Consider the following 16,948-nt stretch of genomic DNA (forward strand, 5'->3'; position numbering starts at 1 on the left):
ATTAACTGCAAAGGCTGCGCCTTCCGCCTGGTCACGGCTGGCCCTAGGCTGGCGGGCATCACCTTGCCGGAGCCTGTGCGATGCCCATTCCCGAGTCCCAAACCGCCCCCCAAACCGCCCCCCAGGAAGCCCTGGCGCCCCGTGCGCGCTGGGCCCTGGCCAGCCTGTCGCTGGCGATGCTGATGCCGTCCCTGGACACCAGCATCGCCAATGCCGCGCTGCCGAGCCTGGCCCAGACCCTTGAGGCGTCGTTCCAGCAGGTGCAATGGATTGTCCTGGCCTACCTGCTGGCCATTACCACCCTGATCGCCAGCGCCGGGCGCCTGGGGGACCAGTGGGGCCGGCGCCGGGCGCTGCTGGCGGGGATAGCCCTGTTCACCTTGGCCTCGCTGTGCTGCGGCCTGGCCCCTGGCCTGGGCTGGCTGCTGGCGGCCCGCACGCTGCAAGGCCTGGGGGCGGCGGTAATGCTGGCCCTGAGCATGGCCCTGGTGGGTGACGCGCTGCCCAAGGCCCGCATCGGGGCCGCGATGGGCTGGCTGGGCAGTATGTCGGCCCTGGGCACCACCCTGGGCCCGGCCCTCGGCGGCCTGATACTGGCCAGCGTCGGCTGGCGCTGGATGTTCCTGGTCAATGTGCCCCTGGGGTTGGTGGCGCTGTTACTGGCCTGGCGTTGCCTGCCGCCGGACCGGCCTGTGGCGTCGGCCAGTGCCTTCGATGTGCCGGGCAGCCTGCTGCTGGCCTTGAGCCTGGGCGCCTATGCCCTGGCCCTGACCCTGGGGCACAACTTGCTGGCGCCGTTGAACCTGGGCCTGCTGGTGGCCAGCGTGGTCGGGGTCGCGCTCTTGGTGCGTGTCGAGCGCCGGGCCGCCGCGCCGCTGTTCCAGCCGGCCCTGCTGCGCCGGCCACAACTGCGCAGCAGCCTGTGGCTGAGCCTGCTGGTGTCGACGGTGATCATGACCACCCTGGTGGTGGGGCCGTTCTACCTGGCCCGGGGGCTGGGGCTCGGGAGCCTGGCAGTGGGCCTGAGCCTGTCCCTGGGGCCGCTGGTGGCGACCCTGTGCGGCGCCCCCGCCGGGCGTCTGGTGGATCGTTACGGTGCCCGGCCGCTGTCCCGGCTCGGCCTGCTGGGGTTGTGTGGCGGCCTGGGCCTGCTGGCGCTGCTGCCCCGGAGCCTGGGGCTGGCAGGCTACCTGCTGCCGCTGGCCCTGGCCACCGCCAGCTACGCGCTGTTCCAGGCGGCCAACAACAGCCTGGTGATGCGTGATGTGGCGCCGCAGCAGCGCGGGCTGACGGCGGGGTTGCTGAGCCTGTCGCGCAACCTCGGGCTGATCAGTGGCGCGGCGGCCATGGGCGCACTGTTCGCCTGGGGCTCGGGGCCGCAGGCCGGCGTCGAGGCCGTGTCCCGCGGCATGCACTGGACCTTTGGCGTGGCGGCGCTGCTGATGCTGCTGGCCTTGCTCAGCGCCGGGCGCAACCGGCTGTCCGAGGAGGCCGGCTCGCCCTTCATCAGTCGTCTGCTGGCGCACAAACCCACCTACATGATCCTCGACGACCACGAGATCGAGGACAACTGAACGCAGGACCGCATCGACAAGAACGGTAGCAAGCGCACCCTGTTCAACTGGGCGATGGGCGCCTACATGAGCTACCAGTGGAGCCATGGGCCGCGCTTCGAGGACAGCCATGTGCAGAACCGTGCGATGTCCGGCAACGATCAGTACCTCAAGCACCGTTCGGTCAAGCAGCTGTTCTACGACTTTTCCTGTTCCAACTATCCGTTCTTCGTGCTGGATACCCGTACCCAGCGCTTTGTCGATGATGTGCCCGGCGCCTTGCAGGACAACCACCTGCTGGGCCGACCTTCACTGCACCCGGCCGAACCCGGCCAGTTGGATCGCTTGTGCGCCTGGTGACAGCAAGCAGGACGATAGCGTCAACGACCAGACGGAGCGGCTGCAACTGATGCCCTGGTAGCGGGGCTGGCCCTGGGCGCACCTGCTCTAGTGGCCTGTCACATGGAGTTGGTGCAGATGGCTCACCCGCCCGAGAAACATCATCTGGCGCATGTACATCGCCACGAGCAGGGCCAGGGCGCTAAAGCCGTTGAACCCGGGATGCTGGGCCATGGACAGCGCCCCACAGGCGCTGAAGCCGATTTCGATCAGGGCCAGGGCGATACAGCCGGTCAACAGGTTCTGGCAGAGGCTGACCTCCGCCATCGCCTTGACCAGGGTCTTGCCGGCGCCGTCATCTGCCTGGATGACTTCATCCAGTTGCCTGGTCACCGCCTTCCACCTGGCGAAGCTGGAGGATGCCGGGGCATCTGCCAGGCCTACCAGCGCCGCCAGGAACCTGAAGCGGTTCAGCGTAGCGATGGATAGCCAGTCCCAGAGCGGGGCGAAGCCGGTGAAGACGATACCGGACACGTAGCTGAGGATGATCAGCACGAACAACAGGGCGCCGCCGAGAATATCGGGGGGTTGCAGCTGTTCGTGGGGGTACTTGAAGGCCAGGACGATCCAGAACGCCATGCCCGGGCAGATCCGCGCAATCAGATCGTAATAGACGCTGGGAATGAGGTTGAGGATCGAGGTGAGCCCGCTGCCGCCCTCGCTCTTGCCAGGCTCTTTCTTGCCCTTGTCTGCTTCGCACATGGCGCTCTCCCTTGCCCAGGAACTCCTGGCTCCTAACTCTTAGTTCAAGGGGGGAGCGTTGTCCACGGAACGGGCTGGACAAGCACTTTCAGTGCTGCCAGGGCAGGGGGACGCCTCGAACACACGGTTGGGCGAACACAGGGCCTGGGTGCCCTGTGTCCCTTTGCCGGTCAGTACCCAGGGGCGGCTTACAGCCCCAGTTCCAGCGCCAGCAGGTCCGCCAGTGGCTGGCGGCGGCGGATCAGTTTCGGCTGGCCGTTCTCGAACAGCACCTCCGGCAGCAGCGGGCGGCTGTTGTAGTTGGAGGACATGCTGGCGCCATAGGCGCCGGTGTCGTGCAGTACCAGCAGGTCGCCGACCCGGGCCTGGGGCAGGGGGCGCGGGGTCAGGCATTCGTCGTCCTGGGTGAAGATGTCGCCGGACTCGCACAGCGGGCCGCCGACCACGGTCAGCTGTTGCGGGCGCTCCACCGGGTGGCCGGCGGCGTCCAGCAGGCTCATGCCGTGGTAGGCGCCGTACATGGCCGGGCGCATCAGGTCGTTGAACCCGGTGTCCACCAGCACGAAGTGATGCTGGCCGGCGGTCTTCACCACCCGCACTTCGCTGACCAGGCAGCCGGCCTCGGCCACCAGGAAGCGCCCCGGTTCGATCTCCATGCGCACGCCGTGGCCCAGGTAGGCCTCGATCTCCTGGCGCGCCACTTTCCAGGCATTGGCGTAACGCTGCACGTCCACCGGGGTGTCGCCCTCGCGGTAGGGGGTGGACAGGCCGCCGCCGATGGAGAAGGCCTCGAGGTCGTGGTCCAGGGATTTCACCGCCGCCACCATGGCTGCGCCCACCTGTTCCAGGTGGTCGTAGTCGACCCCGGAACCGATGTGCATGTGCAGGCCCACCAGGTGCAGGCCATGCTGGCGGATCACTGCCAGGGCTTCGCTCATCTGGTCGTGCCAGATGCCGTGCTTGCTGTTTTCGCCACCGGTGTTGGTCTTGCGGCTGTGGCCGTGGCCGAAGCCCGGGTTGATCCGCAGCCAGACCCGGTGCCCCGGGGATTTCTCCCCCAGTTGGCGGAGCATGTCGATGGAGCCGGCGTTGACTTCCACCTGCAGTTCCACCACCCGGGCCAGGGTGGCCTCGTCGAACAGGTCGCAGGTGAAGACGATGCCGGCATCCACCGGGCTGAAGCCGGCCAGCAGGGCGCGTTCGATTTCCCCCAGGGACACCGCATCGACCCGTACCCCGGCCTCGCGGATCAGGCGCAGCAGGTGCAGGTTGGACGAGGCCTTCTGGGCGTAGCGCACCACGTCGAACGCCTGCAACTGGGCGATGCGCGCCTGGATGGTGGCGGCGTCATAGCACCACAGTGGAGTGCCGTACTGGCGGGCGGCGGCGACAAGTTGAGCGGGGGAAAATGGAATGGCCATGGCGAATGCAATCTGTGATCAGTGGGAATGGAGGCAGCATGCCCGTTGGTGTTTATTCAAGAAAATATCTATTCTTTGCCAAGATATTCATATTTGATATGGGCTGGTTGATTAAGCGAGTTTCCCGCCATGGACATCTCCCTGCGGCACATCGAAGTGTTCCGCGCCATCATGCAGGCCGGCAGCGTCACCGGCGCCGCGCGCCTGCTGTTTACTTCGCAGCCCACCGTGAGTCGCGAGCTGGCCCGGCTGGAAACGCTTTCCGGCTTGCGCCTGTTCGATCGTGAAGGCGGGCGCCTGCTGCCCACGGCCCAGGCCCTGCTGTTGCTGGAGGAAGTCGAGCGGGCCTATGTGGGGCTGGAGCGGATCAACAGCGTGGCCCAGTCGATCCGCCGCTTCGAGCACGGCCAGTTGAGCCTGAGCTGCCTGCCGCTGTTCTCCCAGACCCTGCTGCCGCCGGTGTGCAAGCAGTTCCAGGCGCAGCACCCGGGCATCGGCCTGAGCATCACCGCCCAGGAATCGCCGCTGTTGGAAGAGGCCCTCAGTGCCCAGCGCCATGACCTGGGCCTGACCGAAAGCGAGCACCTGCCCCGGGGCACCCAGGGCGAACTGCTGTTCTGCGCCGACATGGTCTGCATCCTCGCGGACGACCATCCGCTGCTGGCCAGGCCACGGCTGGCGCTTGCGGATTTTCGCGGCCAGGACTTCATCAACCTCTCGGGCCTGGATATCTACCGCCAGACCCTGGATGAGCATTTTCGCCAGGCCGGGGTGGATCGCCGGATAGTGGTGGAAACCACCAACGCAGCTTCGGTGTGCGCCATGGTGCGCCAGCGGCTCGGGGTGGCGATCATCAACCCCTTGAGTGCCATGGAAGAGGCCGGGCGCGGTCTGGCGATCCGACCGTTGCAGCTGTCGGTGCCCTATCGGGTGATGCTGATCCGCCCGGATTACCGGCCCTCGTCGAGTTTTGTCGAGGGTTTCAGTGAAGCCCTGCGCACCCAGGCCAAGGCACTGCAAGAGCAGGTCGGGCGGATAGTGCAGGGAGGGCAAGGGGTGAATCGCTCAGGCTGATGGGGGCGTGGCCCAATGTTCAGCTTGTTGGTGAAGAGGGTGTGTTGGCGCTTCAGGGAAACATGTCCCTCTCGTATGGCGGCAGACAGTTACCGAGGATAGCCCTGCGGTCGGCTGATCTTGTGACAAGCCTCAGGTGCAGGCCCGGACCGTAGCGACTCAATCCCCTGACCAGTTCTGGAGTCAAATAAAATGCCTATTGCCATTCACGCACGCAACAACACCGCCGCTGCGCAGCAAGTCGCCATCAGGAATACCGCCCAGGGCAACAACCTGGCCAACGTCAACATACCTGCCCAAGGAAACGTGGTTCTTTATGTCCTGCAAGCGGATGCCAGTGCCGACCTGTATCTGATCTGCAATGCCAATGCTGCCCAGGCTGCCCAGTTGAGCGTCGTCTACCAGGGCCATAGCAGTGTGGTTCAAGACAGCGACTGGGCTCGCCAATGGACAGTCGATGGTGCCGTGGATGGCGTACAGCTGGACCTGGCATAGCGGGAAAAACTCGCTGGCAAAGACCATCCTGCGCACGCATTCCCCGTAGGAGCCAGCTTGCTGGCGAAGGCGCTCTCACGGGCGCCTTCGCTGGCAAGCCAGCTCCTACAAGGAGGGCGGTTTTGCGCGGAGGTTAGCGCTCGATCGCCAGGGCCACGCCCTGGCCGCCGCCGATGCACAGGGTCGCCAGGCCCTTTTTGGCATCACGCTTGATCATTTCATGCAGCAGGGTCACCAGCACCCGGCAGCCCGATGCACCAATCGGGTGGCCGATGGCGATCGCACCGCCGTTGACGTTGACCTTGCTGGCGTCCCATTCCAGTTCCTTGGCCACCGACAGCGACTGCGCGGCGAAGGCTTCGTTGGCTTCGATCAGGTCCAGCTGGTCCAGGGTCCAGCCGGCCTTGTCCAGGCAGCGGCGGGTGGCCGAGACCGGGCCGATGCCCATGATCGCCGGGTCGACGCCGGCGTTGGCGTAGGCAGCAATTTTTGCCAGCACCGGCAGGCCCAGGGCCCGGGCCTTGCTGGCGCTCATCAGCATCACCGCGGCAGCGCCGTCGTTCAGCGCCGAGGCGTTGCCGGCGGTGACGCTGCCGTCTTTCTTGAACGCCGGCTTGAGTTTGGCCAGGGCTTCGGCGGTGGTGCTGGGGCGTGGCTGCTCGTCGGTGGCGAAGGTCAGCGGCTCGCCCTTGCGCTGGGGAATCTGGATCGGGGTGATCTCGTCGACAAAGCGCCCGGCCTCGATGGCCGCTGCGGCTTTCTGTTGGGAAGCGGCGGCGAAGGCGTCCTGGGCTTCACGGCTGATGCCGTACTTGTCCACCAGGTTCTCGGCGGTGATGCCCATGTGGTAGTCGTTGAAAGCGTCCCACAGGCCGTCGCTGATCATGGAGTCGATCATCTGGCTGTGGCCCATGCGCAGGCCGGTGCGGGCGCCGGGCAGCACGTAGTTGGACAGGCTCATGTTTTCCTGGCCGCCGGCGATGATCACCTCGGCATCGCCGCAGCGGATGGCCTGGGCGCCCAGGTGCAGGGCCTTGAGACCCGAGCCGCAGACCTTGTTCAGGGTCATGGCGGGCACGGCGTGGGGCAGGCCGGCCTTGATCGCGGCCTGGCGGGCGGGGTTCTGCCCGGCGCCGGCGGTGAGCACCTGGCCCATGATCACTTCGTCGACCTGGGCCGGGTCGATGCCGGTCTGGGCCAGCAGTTGGCGGATCACGGCGGCGCCCAGGTCAACGGCGGGAATGCCCGCCAGGGAGCCCTGGAAACTGCCCACGGCGGTACGGGTGGCGGCAACGATTACGACGTCTTGCATGATGGGGCTCCTCAGGCGAACTGCATTTCAGGCACGTGGTCCGGCACGATCAGCTTGCCGGCGGTCTTGCTGACGATTTCCTCGACGCTGACCCCGGGGGCGCGCTCCTTGAGGATGAAGGCGCCGTTCTCGATCTCCAGGTACGCAAGGTCGGTGAGCACGCGCTTGATGCACTGGGCACCGGTCAGCGGCAGGCTGCAACGGCTGAGCAATTTGGATTCGCCGTCTTTCGAGGCGTGGGTCATGGTGACGATGATGTTCTCGGCACCGGCCACCAGGTCCATGGCGCCGCCCATGCCCTTGACCAGCTTGCCGGGGATCATCCAGGAGGCGATGTTGCCTTGCACGTCCACTTCGAAGGCGCCGAGCACGGTCAGGTCGATATGGCCGCCGCGGATCATCGCGAAGGATTCGGCGGACGAGAAGATCGAGGCGCCGATGCGCGCGGTCACCGTCTGTTTGCCGGCGTTGATCATGTCGGCGTCGACTTCGTCCTCGGTGGGGAAGGCGCCCATGCCCAGGAGGCCGTTTTCCGACTGCAGCATGACTTCCATGCCGTCGGGGATGTAGTTGGCCACCAGGGTCGGGATGCCGATGCCGAGGTTGACGTAGAAGCCGTCCTGCAGTTCGCGGGCGACGCGCTGAGCCATTTGTTCGCGGGTAAGAGCCATGTTTGTTGTCCTTTTAGTCGGGCTGGGGAAGGGCGATCACTTGCGCACGGTGCGCTGTTCGATGCGCTTCTCGAAGGTGCCGCAGATGACCCGGTCGACGTAGATGCCGGGGGTGTGGATCTGCGTCGGGTCCAGCTCGCCCGGTTCGACGATTTCTTCCACTTCGACCACGGTGATCTTGCCGGCGGTGGCCGCCAGGGGGTTGAAGTTCTGTGCGGTGTGGCGGTAGACCACGTTGCCGAAGTGGTCGGCCTTCCAGCCCTTGACGATGGCGAAGTCACCGGTGATGGACTCTTCCATCAGGTAGGTGCGGCCCTTGAATTCGCGGGTCTCCTTGCCGTCGGCCACCGGGGTGCCGACGCCGGTGGCGGTGAAGAAGGCCGGGATCCCGGCGCCGCCGGCGCGCATTTTTTCCGCCAGGGTGCCCTGTGGGGTCAGTACCACTTCGATCTCGCCGCTGAGCAACTGCTTCTCGAACAGGGCGTTTTCACCCACGTAGGAAGCGATCACCTTGCTGATCTGGCGGTCTTCCAGGAGCACGCCCAGGCCGAAACCGTCGACCCCGCAGTTGTTGGACACCACGGTCAGGTCGCGGGTACCGCGGCGCTTGATCTCGGCGATCAGGTTTTCGGGGATACCGCACAGGCCGAAGCCGCCGGCGATCACGGTCATGCCGTCTTGCAGACCTTCCAGGGCTTCCTCGTAGGACGCCACGCGCTTGTCGAAACCTGCCATTTGCACCTTCCTCTTTCTTGTTCGTTGGCGGCTGGCCAGCCGTTTGCGGGCCAGTGTTGCGCTGCGGGATTGATTTGTTAAGTTGATTTTTAAGGTTGATTGATTGGAAAAGCAGCATAATCCAGGGCGGCATACACCCAAGAGAATGGCAGATGACGGTTAAACAGATACGGGCATTTCTGGCCGTGGCCCACAGTTTGAGCTTTGCCCTGGCCTGCGAACGGCTGCACCTGTCGCAGTCGGCCCTGAGCCTGACGATCAAGGCGCTGGAGGAAGGCCTGGGTGGGCGCCTGTTCACGCGCAATACGCGCAATGTGGCCCTGACCCCGGAAGGCGAGGCCCTGCTGCCCCTGGCGCGGCGTCTGATCGCCGACTGGGACAACGCCGAGGACGAACTGCGCCAGCGTTTCACCCTGCAGCGAGGCCGGGTGACCCTGGCGGCGATGCCGTCCTTTGCCGGCAACCTGCTGCCGCCGATCCTCAAGCACTTTCGGGCCCGCTATCCCCAGGTCAACGTCACGGTCAACGACGTGGTCAACGAGCAGGTGCTGGAGATGGTCCGTGATCGCGAGGTGGAGCTGGGGGTGGCGTTCGAGCCCCAGGACAGCACCTCGCTGGTGTTCACCCCGCTGTACATCGACCGCTTTGTCGCCGTGGTGCCCCGGGATTCGCCCCTGGCCCGGCGCAGCGAGATCGACTGGCAGGCGCTGTTGCAGGAGCCCTTCATCACCTTGCAGCGGCCGTCCACGGTGCGGGTGATGCTCGAAGATCACCTGCGGGCACGGGGCGTGCAACTGCCGGTGGAGTTTGAAAGCCACCAGTTGGCGACCGTGGGGCGCATGGTCGCCAGCGGCCTGGGGGTGAGTGCGGTGCCGGCGCTGTGCGCCCAGCAGATGCGCGAGCTGGGCGGGCACTGCCTGACCCTGCATGATCCGGTGGTGGAGCGGGCCATTGGTGTACTGACCAAGCCGGGGGACGAGCTGTCCACCGCGGCCCAGGCGCTGTTCGACATCCTGCGCGAGGAAAACCTCGGCCAGCGCCTGGCGCTACTCTGAGGCTCAACGCAGCAGACGTTCGGCCAACTGGGGCAGCAACAGGTCACAGGGCTCGCCGAGCTTGAGGTCCAGCAGCTCGTCGGCGCGGGTCTTGCCGAAGTTGATGGCCAGCAGCGGCTTGCCTTGCTCGGCCACGGCGCGGCACAGGCGGAACGCCGAATAGGCCATCAGCGACGAACCCACCACCAGCAGGCCTGCGGCTTCGTGCACGGCGCTCAAGGCCCGGGCAGCGGTGGCCGCGGCCACGTTCTCGCCGAAGAACACCACATCGGGTTTCAATCGCGAGCCATTGCAGTAGGGGCAGTGGGGCACCTGAAAGCGTTCCTCGAAGGCCGGGTCCAGCAGGGTGTCGCCGTCCGGCGCCTGCACCGCGTCAACGCCGGCCAGGTAAGGGTTGTGCGCCTCCAGTTGCTGCTGGATGGCCTCCCGCTGGCTGCGCTGGCCGCAGTCCAGGCACAAGACCCGCTGCAGGCTGCCGTGGAGCTCGATGACCTCCAGGCTGCCGGCCTCGTCGTGCAGGGCATCGACATTCTGAGTGATCACCCCGGCGATCCGGCCTGCGGCCTGCAATTGCGCCAACGCCTGGTGCGCGGCATTCGGTCGGGCCTGGCGAATGCGCGGCCAGCCGAGCATGGCCCGGGCCCAGTAGCGACGACGGGCGTTGGCCTCGCTGACGAACTCCTGGTACATCATCGGCTGCTTGCCGCGGCGCACGCCTTCGCTGTCGCGATAGTCGGGGATGCCCGAGGGGGTGCTGATGCCGGCCCCGGTCAGGACCATGAACGGCTTGCCGTGCATGGCGGCGGCGAGTTGCTCGAGCAGCGGGGCAGTGGGGCGATCGATCATGGGCTGCACTCGTTTCCAGTGGCCAGGGACGCCTACCAGAAATAGACGCAAAGCCCTCGCGGCGCCAGTGTTTTACCCAAGGTTCAGCGCCGGGGACCGAACACCGACTTGGGTGGCTTGCCATAGAACCGGGTAAAGGCCGCACTGAAATTGCCGGGAAAGCGGTAGCCCACCTGATAGGCCGCCTGGGCCACCTGGCACCCGCCCTCCAGCAGGCGGTGGGCGTGGCCCATGCGGATTTCCAGGAGCATGCGCTGCGGTGTGGTGTTGTAGTGTTCGCGCAGGCCCTGCTTGAGCTTGAACTCGTTGAGACCCACAGCGGCGCACAGGTAGGCCACGGTCAAGGGCTGGTGCATCTGCTCGAACATCAGGTCGCGCACCTGCTGTAGCCGTTCAAGATCGGCGGCCTTCAGGCGCCGGCCCGGGACGGCAGGGGCGGGTGCCAGGGCCTGCAATTGCAAGGACAGCAGGCTCAGGGCGTGGATATGCAGCTCCAGCGTCGGTGGCTGTTGCAGGCCCAAGGGTTGGGCCAGTGCACTGAGATGGCCGGCACTGGCCCGGGAAGTGGGCCCGCAGGCCAGCAGTTGCAAGGCGTCCTGGCCCAGCAACTCACAGGCCCGGGCGGGCCCCAGGTACTGCTGGAGCAGGGCTTCGCCCACCAGCAGGCGCAGTTGCTCCACCGTTTCATTGGCGCCATAACGGCGTTCGCCTCGGCTGGCCTGGAAGGCGGTGACGGTGGTGTGTCCGGCGCGAAACGCCAGGCTCGAACCCTTGGCATCCAGGTAGCCCGAAGTACCTTGCAGGGCGCAGGTGATCACCAGCAAGCGGCCTGCGTGGCAACTGCTGGCCTCCTCGATCAAGGGGCGATTGGGGTGATAGCGCGAGCGCACCAGGGTCAGGCCCTGAGCCAAGGGCAGGCTCTCGAAATGGCAATCGCCCAGAATCTCGGGCAACTGCTGGCGTGACCCGCCGCCCGGGGCCTGGCTGTGCTCGCGTGGTGCGTGGCACGGCAAGCGATAGGACTGGGAAGAACCGGGTGCAACGGCCATGTTCGCGCTCCTGCAATGGATGTTCTGCGTTTGCCATGGGAATGGATCCGTTTCCCATATGAACACGCATGATAAGCATTCTCGCTAAAAAGTAAGCTGTTTCCCAAGCAGGGGCGAGCCTCGCAATCTTGCGGCGCCCCACCTGCAAAGGAGCAAGCAATGAACCTGCAGAACTTGAAAACCGCCGGTCCCCGGGGGCTCTGGCTGCGCACGGTACTGGTGTGTGCCATGGGTCTGCCGATGCTGATCTTCTACGCCATCGGCACCCTCGGGCCCTTGCTGATCGCTGATCTTGGGGTGGCGCCCCACTGGCTGGGCTGGCTGGTGATGAGCGCTTTTGGCCTGGCGGCATTGCTGTCTTTGTGGGCGGGGCCGCTGGTGAACCGGCTCGGCACTCGGCGGGCCCTGGCCTTGCTGTTCTGGGCGACCCTGGCGGGGTATGGCCTGCTGGTCAGCCTGCCGGGATTTGCCGGGGTGCTGCTGGCCCTGGCGATCTGCGGAGTGGCCCAGGCCCTGGCCAACCCGGTGACCAATCTGCTGGTGTCCGAGTGTGTCGAGGCTCGTAGCAAGGCCGCGGTGGTGGGGCTGAAACAGTCTGGGGTGCAGCTGTCCGTGCTGATCGCCGGCCTGTTGCTGCCGCCTCTGGCCGGGTCTCTGGGTTGGCGCGCGGCTCTGGCCTGCCTGCTCCTGCCGACCTTGCTGCTGGCCCTGTGGGGGCCAAAGGTGGCGCCGGGCAGCGCAGCGGGCAAGACCATGAGCTTGAAGATTCCCCGGCCGAATTCACGGCTGACGCTGCTGCTGAGCGTGCAGTTGTGTGTCGGCCTGGTGCTTTCGTCCTTCGTGACCTTTCTTGGGGTATTCGCGGCTCGCCAAGGGATGGCGGTCGGCGAGACCGGAGCCATGGTCGCCGGGTTCGGGGTCATGGGCATCCTGGCCCGGACCTTGTTGACGCCATTGGCGGCACGTATGGCCGAGGAATCCTGGCTGCTGCTGACGTTATTGCTCCTGGCCAGCCTGGCCCTGGCGGTGACCGCCCAGGCCACGGCCCAGGCGCACTGGCCCTTGTGGTTCGGCGCCCTGGGCATGGGCCTCACGGCGGTGGCCACCAATGCCATCGCCATGAGCATGCTGCTGCGCGATCCGGCCTTTGGCGGCCCGGCCGCGGCCTCGGGCCTGCTCTCGGCAGGCTTCTTCGCCGGGTTCGCCCTCGGGCCGGTGCTGTTCGGTGCCGTGCAACAAGGCGCGGCGGGTTTTGCCAACGCCTGGCTGATGCTGATCACGGTCTTGCTGCTGGGGGCGGGGCTGAGCCTGATGCTGGTGCGTGCACGGCGCCTTCAGCCGGGCAGTGCTGACGCCAGCCCTAGAGCCTGAACACGTTCACCTGCTGCTCCAGGTTCTGCGCCAGTTGTTGCAGGGAGCGGGCCGTCTCGGTGGTTTCTTCCACGGCCTGGCTGTTCTGCTGGGACATCTGGGCGATGCGTTCGACGTTGCGCGCCACATCCTGGCTGGCGGCAGTCTGTTCCCGCAGGGCCAGGGAGATCTGGTCCACCACCCGCACCACATTGCCGGACGAGGTGCGGATGTTGACGATGGCCTCGCCGGCCTGCTGGGCCAGTTCGACGCCGCTTTTCACCTGATTGACCCCGACGTCCATGCTGCTCACCGCTTCTCGGGTGCCCAGTTGGATCTTGTCGACCATCTCGGTGATCTCCTGGGTCGAATTGGCCGTGCGCTGGGCCAGCAGGCGCACTTCATCGGCGACCACGGCAAAACCACGGCCCTGCTCGCCGGCCCGGGCAGCTTCGATGGCCGCGTTGAGGGCCAGCAGGTTGGTCTGTTCGGCAATGCCCTTGATCACGCTGACAATGCTGGAGATCTGCTCGGCGTGCTGACCCAGTTCGCCGATCTGAGTGGCCGAAGCCTGCACGGTCTCGGCGATCAGGCGCATGCTGCCCAGGGTGTCCTGGATCACGCTGCCGCCTTCCTCGGACTGGCGCCCGGACTCGCTGGACAGGGCGTGGGCATCCCCGGCGTTGTCTGCCACATGGTTGATGCTCACGGTCAGCTCTTCCACCGTGGCGGCCATGGAGGAGGCCGAGTGGGACTGTTCCTGGGCCGAGGCCGAAAGCTGCAACGAGGCGCTGGAAATGCTCTGGGAGGCGCTGACCAACTGGTCGGCCCCCAGTTTGATCTGACTGATCATGGTCCGCAGGCGCTCCTGCATGGCGGCGAAGGCTTGCAGCAGATTGCTCACCTCATCACGGCCGGTGACGCTGATGCTGCTGTCGAGACGGCCGGCGGCGATGGCCTTGGCCACCTCCACGGCCTGGCGGATACGGCCCACCAGATTGCTGGACAGCGACCAGGCAACGAGCATGGCCAGCACCGCCGCCAGCAAGCCGCCGCCGATCAGGATCGCCAGGGCTGAAGACTTGGCAGCGTCCATGGCCTGGCTGCGGGCGTCCTGCAGGCTTTTTTCCGCTTCGCGCAACTCACTGGTGAGCTGGCGCATGGCGTCCATCTTGGCTTTGTCGCGGCCGGCGCTGATCTGCGCCGCCATGGCTTCGGCAGGCCGGCTTCCGGCATTGATCGCCCGGCGCAGGGCCAGGTTGCCCTGGACGTCGTCTTGCAGCCACTGGTCGTGAAGGGCCTTGAGTCGCTCCAGGCGCGCCTGCTGTTCGGGGTTGTCAGCGGTGCTGCTCTTGATCCGGGCGTAGTAGTCGGTAAAGGCTTTTTCGCCTTGCTCCAGAGGTTCGAGGAAGCTGTCGCGGCCGGTCAGGGCATAACCGCGCATGCCGGTCTCGATATTGATCAGGCTGCGCAAGAGGGCGTCGGACTGGCTGAGTACTTCGTAACTGTGGATGTTGCTTTTGACACTGCTGCTGACCTGATCGAAACCGCGCAGGGCCGCCAGCACCAGCAGCAGGAGGATCAGCAGGACGACGCCGAAACCGGCATAGAGCTTTTGCGAAATGCTCAGATTGGAAAACATAGGAAGGACCGCTCCTAAACCGTTGACTGAATGCTTCACAGGGCTGTGTCTAGATGAGGCAGCGTGATAGCTCAATGATGTTCAAATGACATCAACGGTCCGACTTTTCCTGTACAAAAAAAGTTTCATGTACAGGAAGATATTTTTTGCGGGCTTGTAGAGGTGTGCATCGAGCATCGCCCGAAAGGGCGATGCTCGATGTCCGGCAGGGTTCAGCTGGAATGGGCGCTGCTGTCTTCTTCGGGGTCGACGTTTTCAGGTTGCCCCGGCAACTCGGTGATTACGCTGAAGTCGCTGACTTCCACCGCGCCCAGGCCGTAGCCCAGGAGGTGGAAGGAGAACGCCTTGCGGGTTTCCGGGTTGTCGAAGCTGAAGTCCATCTGCAGCGGCTGGTCCGGGGTTACCAGCATTTCTTCCGGCAGGCCCAGGGGCACGTCCTGTTCCAGTTCCTTGCCCTTGAGCAGGATGTAGGCGTTCTGCTGCGGGTCGGCGGAGCGCACGGTGAAGCGCACCCGGGTCTGGGAGCCCTTGGGCATTTCCAGGTACTGGGCGCCGATCAGGTTGTCGGCCCAGTCATCCTTGATCTGCGCCTGCAGCGGGATGATCGCCGGGCTGCCGAACTGATAGTGCTGGTTCAGTGGCGATTGCAGCAGGCTGCGATCCAGATGCGTGGCTCGGGCACTGATCTGCCGGGCTCGCAGGCCTCCGTATTGACCCTGCAGACTGGCGCTGTCGACGATGAAGCCGGGGCTGGCGTAGTAGCGGCAGCGTTGCTGGAAGTCGCACTCGGTGAAGGTGCCCTGGCCATCGTGGTAGCGCAGCTTGCCGTTGGTGTAGGACATGATTTCCCGGCCTTGGGCGTAGTCGCGAAACAGCGAGCGGCCGCTGAGGCTGGCGGGCACCGGCAGGCCGAAGTAGTCCAGCACCGAGGCGCTGAGGTCGACGTGGCCGTAGGTCCCGGACTTGAGATGAGGCAGCAGGTCCTGGTCCGGGGCCAGCATTAGGTTGAAGCCCCAGGACGAGGCCAGACGCACGCCGTCGATGCCGTGGGATTCATCGGAGGTGATGATCACCAGGGTGTCCTTGAGCACGCCCTTGCGTTCCAGGCCCTTGAGGAACTGGTCGATGGCGTCGTCCAGGTAGCCGACGGCGGCCTGCTTTGGCGTGTCATAACGCTCCAGGTATTCCTCGGGCGCCGAGTAGGGCTGGTGGGTGCCGACGGTCAGCAGGGTGAGCATCCATGGCTGCTTTTTCTTCTTCAACTGATCGACGTAGGTCAGTGCGCCTTCGAAGAACGCCTTGTCGTCCTTGCCCCAGGGGAACTCCAGGTAGTTGTCGTTCTTGAACCACTCCAGGCCATGGGTCGCGTCAAAACCGATGTGCGGCATGATCTTGTCTTTGGCCATGAAGCGCAGGCCGGCGCCTTGCAGGTAGTGGGTGTTGAAGCCGAACTTGTGCATCTGCGCCGGCAGGCAGGCCTGGTTGCGCTGGCTCTGGGTGAGCATCTCGACGCCCTTGGGGGTGCCGTTGTCGAGCTTGTCGTAGTCGCCGCAGAGCATGGCGTACAGGCCGCGGATGGTCTGGTGGCTGTGCAGCACGTAGTCCGGGGTGTTCATGCCGCGCTCGGCCCAGGCGCTGAGCTTGGGCATCAGGTCTTCCTGGTAGCGGCTGTTCAGGGCTTCGCGGTTGGTGCGGATATAGGCACCGGGAATGCCTTCGAGGGTGATCAGCAGCACGTTGCGCGCGCGGCCTGCGCTGGGCAGCAGCGGCTGGCCTTCCAGGTCCAGGCGGGTGAGCCCGGCCATGGGCGGTGGGGCATCGGCGACGTCGCCTTGCAGCCAGTCCTCCACCTGCATCTGCGCCTGGCCGGTGGCGGTGGCCAGGGCCTGGTGGGGCAGGTTGAACAGTTGCCACTGGTCGGCTTCGCTGGGCTTGAGGTACTGGATGCCGCCGTGGGCCACCAGCAACAGCACCGGCAGGCTCCAGCTATGGCGCGGCAGTGCCGGGGGGCGCACCCCGCGGTGGGCGCGCTGGACCACCAGCCACAGCACCAGCCCCAGCAACAGCGCCAGGCCCAGGTCCGGGTGGGTCAGGCCGCCGCCGGTGGAGTTGCCGACAAACTGCGGGTCCACCAGGTAGTGCAGGTCGGCGAGGTTGGGCATGCGCCCCACGGCGCTTACCAGCTCGGCGCTGACCAGGGTCAGCAGGGCCCAGACCAGCAGCACCGGCAGCGCCAGCCACCAGGGCCGGCGGTACAGGAGTACGGTCAGCAGGCTGGCGCTGGCCAGGTCCGACAGATAGCCCAGCGGGTTGGACCAGCCCAGGGCCAGGCGCGCGCCCATGGGCAGCAGCAACAGCAGGCCGAACAGGGCGCACAGGGGTGCAAGAGGGTGTTGTAGGCAACGACGGATCAACTTCACAAATAACCTGCCTGTCATCAAATCTTCACGCAAATGTGCGCGATCTTAACAAGAGCTGACGGCAAGACGTTTCTTAATCGTCAAGGAAAGACCTGGGGACAGGCTTTGCGAATCGCCCCCCAGAGGCTGTGGAAACCGTGCAAAGCCCCAGCCTGGAAGGCTGGCGGCGAGCAGGGGCAGGTTTCACACCGCTTGGATTTACTATTTCAGGTTGTTAAAAAAAT

Annotated in this window: 15 protein-coding genes and 1 pseudogene; 6 read left to right on the plus strand and 10 right to left on the minus strand. The window is 65.6% G+C overall.

The genetic code is table 11. From position 1 onward, the window contains the following. Positions 1 to 80 precede the first annotated feature (80 nt). Together PFLCHA0_RS11890 and PFLCHA0_RS11895 are read left to right on the plus strand one after the other, a co-directional pair. On the plus strand, positions 81 to 1,574 hold the full coding sequence (locus PFLCHA0_RS11890; RefSeq protein ID WP_015635098.1) for an MFS transporter: 1,494 nt from the start codon (positions 81 to 83) through the stop codon (positions 1,572 to 1,574). Between the two features lie 66 nt (positions 1,575 to 1,640). After that, positions 1,641 to 1,913 (plus strand): hypothetical protein, encoded by a 273-nt coding sequence (locus PFLCHA0_RS11895; RefSeq protein WP_230493592.1) that lies wholly within the window; start codon positions 1,641 to 1,643, stop codon positions 1,911 to 1,913. Positions 1,914 to 2,000: 87 nt separating this feature from the next. On the opposite strand, the gene PFLCHA0_RS11900 is transcribed toward PFLCHA0_RS11895, so the two are convergent. Continuing rightward, positions 2,001 to 2,654, minus strand: a complete 654-nt coding sequence (locus PFLCHA0_RS11900) for a hypothetical protein (RefSeq protein ID WP_015635100.1) — start codon at positions 2,652 to 2,654, stop codon at positions 2,001 to 2,003. 188 nt (positions 2,655 to 2,842) lie between these two features. Beyond that, positions 2,843 to 4,075, minus strand: coding sequence for a diaminopimelate decarboxylase (lysA, locus tag PFLCHA0_RS11905; protein WP_011060616.1), 1,233 nt, complete (start codon positions 4,073 to 4,075; stop codon positions 2,843 to 2,845). A gap of 129 nt (positions 4,076 to 4,204) precedes the next feature. On the opposite strand from lysA, the gene PFLCHA0_RS11910 reads away from it, so the two are divergent. Next, on the plus strand, positions 4,205 to 5,149 hold the full coding sequence (locus PFLCHA0_RS11910; protein ID WP_015635101.1) for a LysR family transcriptional regulator: 945 nt from the start codon (positions 4,205 to 4,207) through the stop codon (positions 5,147 to 5,149). A 192-nt stretch (positions 5,150 to 5,341) separates the two neighbouring features. After that, the gene (locus tag PFLCHA0_RS11915) at positions 5,342 to 5,644 is read left to right on the plus strand and encodes a hypothetical protein (RefSeq protein WP_015635102.1); all 303 of its coding nucleotides are present in this window, start codon (positions 5,342 to 5,344) and stop codon (positions 5,642 to 5,644) included. A gap of 133 nt (positions 5,645 to 5,777) precedes the next feature. Here the strand turns inward: PFLCHA0_RS11915 and PFLCHA0_RS11920 are convergent, their stop codons facing one another. The 3 genes from PFLCHA0_RS11920 to PFLCHA0_RS11930 are packed head-to-tail and all read right to left on the minus strand — an operon-like array spanning position 5,778 to position 8,362. Beyond that, positions 5,778 to 6,956 (minus strand): acetyl-CoA C-acetyltransferase, encoded by a 1,179-nt coding sequence (locus tag PFLCHA0_RS11920; RefSeq protein ID WP_015635103.1) that lies wholly within the window; start codon positions 6,954 to 6,956, stop codon positions 5,778 to 5,780. Positions 6,957 to 6,967: 11 nt separating this feature from the next. Beyond that, a complete protein-coding gene (locus PFLCHA0_RS11925) occupies positions 6,968 to 7,627 on the minus strand; it encodes a CoA transferase subunit B (RefSeq protein WP_011060620.1) in 660 nt (219 codons plus the stop codon). Positions 7,628 to 7,663: 36 nt separating this feature from the next. Beyond that, on the minus strand, positions 7,664 to 8,362 hold the full coding sequence (locus PFLCHA0_RS11930; protein ID WP_011060621.1) for a CoA transferase subunit A: 699 nt from the start codon (positions 8,360 to 8,362) through the stop codon (positions 7,664 to 7,666). Positions 8,363 to 8,514: 152 nt separating this feature from the next. Here PFLCHA0_RS11930 and PFLCHA0_RS11935 point away from each other — a divergent pair, with 152 nt between their 5' ends. Then, the gene (locus PFLCHA0_RS11935; RefSeq protein WP_015635104.1) at positions 8,515 to 9,417 is read left to right on the plus strand and encodes a LysR family transcriptional regulator; all 903 of its coding nucleotides are present in this window, start codon (positions 8,515 to 8,517) and stop codon (positions 9,415 to 9,417) included. Between the two features lie 3 nt (positions 9,418 to 9,420). Here the strand turns inward: PFLCHA0_RS11935 and PFLCHA0_RS11940 are convergent, their stop codons facing one another. Together PFLCHA0_RS11940 and PFLCHA0_RS11945 are read right to left on the minus strand one after the other, a co-directional pair. Beyond that, entirely contained in the window at positions 9,421 to 10,263 is an 843-nt protein-coding gene (locus PFLCHA0_RS11940; protein ID WP_015635105.1) for an NAD-dependent protein deacetylase, read from the minus strand. An 83-nt stretch (positions 10,264 to 10,346) separates the two neighbouring features. After that, positions 10,347 to 11,312, minus strand: coding sequence for a helix-turn-helix transcriptional regulator (locus PFLCHA0_RS11945; RefSeq protein WP_015635106.1), 966 nt, complete (start codon positions 11,310 to 11,312; stop codon positions 10,347 to 10,349). Positions 11,313 to 11,471: 159 nt separating this feature from the next. Here PFLCHA0_RS11945 and PFLCHA0_RS11950 point away from each other — a divergent pair, with 159 nt between their 5' ends. Beyond that, on the plus strand, positions 11,472 to 12,683 hold the full coding sequence (locus tag PFLCHA0_RS11950) for an MFS transporter (RefSeq protein WP_015635107.1): 1,212 nt from the start codon (positions 11,472 to 11,474) through the stop codon (positions 12,681 to 12,683). On the opposite strand, the gene PFLCHA0_RS32305 is transcribed toward PFLCHA0_RS11950, so the two are convergent. The 3 genes and pseudogenes from PFLCHA0_RS32305 to PFLCHA0_RS11960 all read right to left on the minus strand — a co-directional run bounded on the left by PFLCHA0_RS32305 (position 12,673) and on the right by PFLCHA0_RS11960 (position 16,742). Continuing rightward, positions 12,673 to 13,536, minus strand: a complete 864-nt coding sequence (locus PFLCHA0_RS32305; protein ID WP_373940310.1) for a methyl-accepting chemotaxis protein — start codon at positions 13,534 to 13,536, stop codon at positions 12,673 to 12,675. The genes PFLCHA0_RS11950 and PFLCHA0_RS32305 overlap by 11 nt on opposite strands. Beyond that, positions 13,528 to 14,304, minus strand: a pseudogene (locus tag PFLCHA0_RS32310) (CHASE3 domain-containing protein); the annotation flags it as partial. The pseudogene PFLCHA0_RS32310 and the gene PFLCHA0_RS32305, both read right to left, overlap by 9 nt. 212 nt (positions 14,305 to 14,516) lie before the next feature. Continuing rightward, the gene (locus PFLCHA0_RS11960; protein ID WP_015635109.1) at positions 14,517 to 16,742 is read right to left on the minus strand and encodes an LTA synthase family protein; all 2,226 of its coding nucleotides are present in this window, start codon (positions 16,740 to 16,742) and stop codon (positions 14,517 to 14,519) included. Positions 16,743 to 16,948 lie beyond the last annotated feature (206 nt).

Source organism: Pseudomonas protegens CHA0 (genome assembly GCF_000397205.1).
Classification (GTDB): domain Bacteria; phylum Pseudomonadota; class Gammaproteobacteria; order Pseudomonadales; family Pseudomonadaceae; genus Aquipseudomonas; species Aquipseudomonas protegens.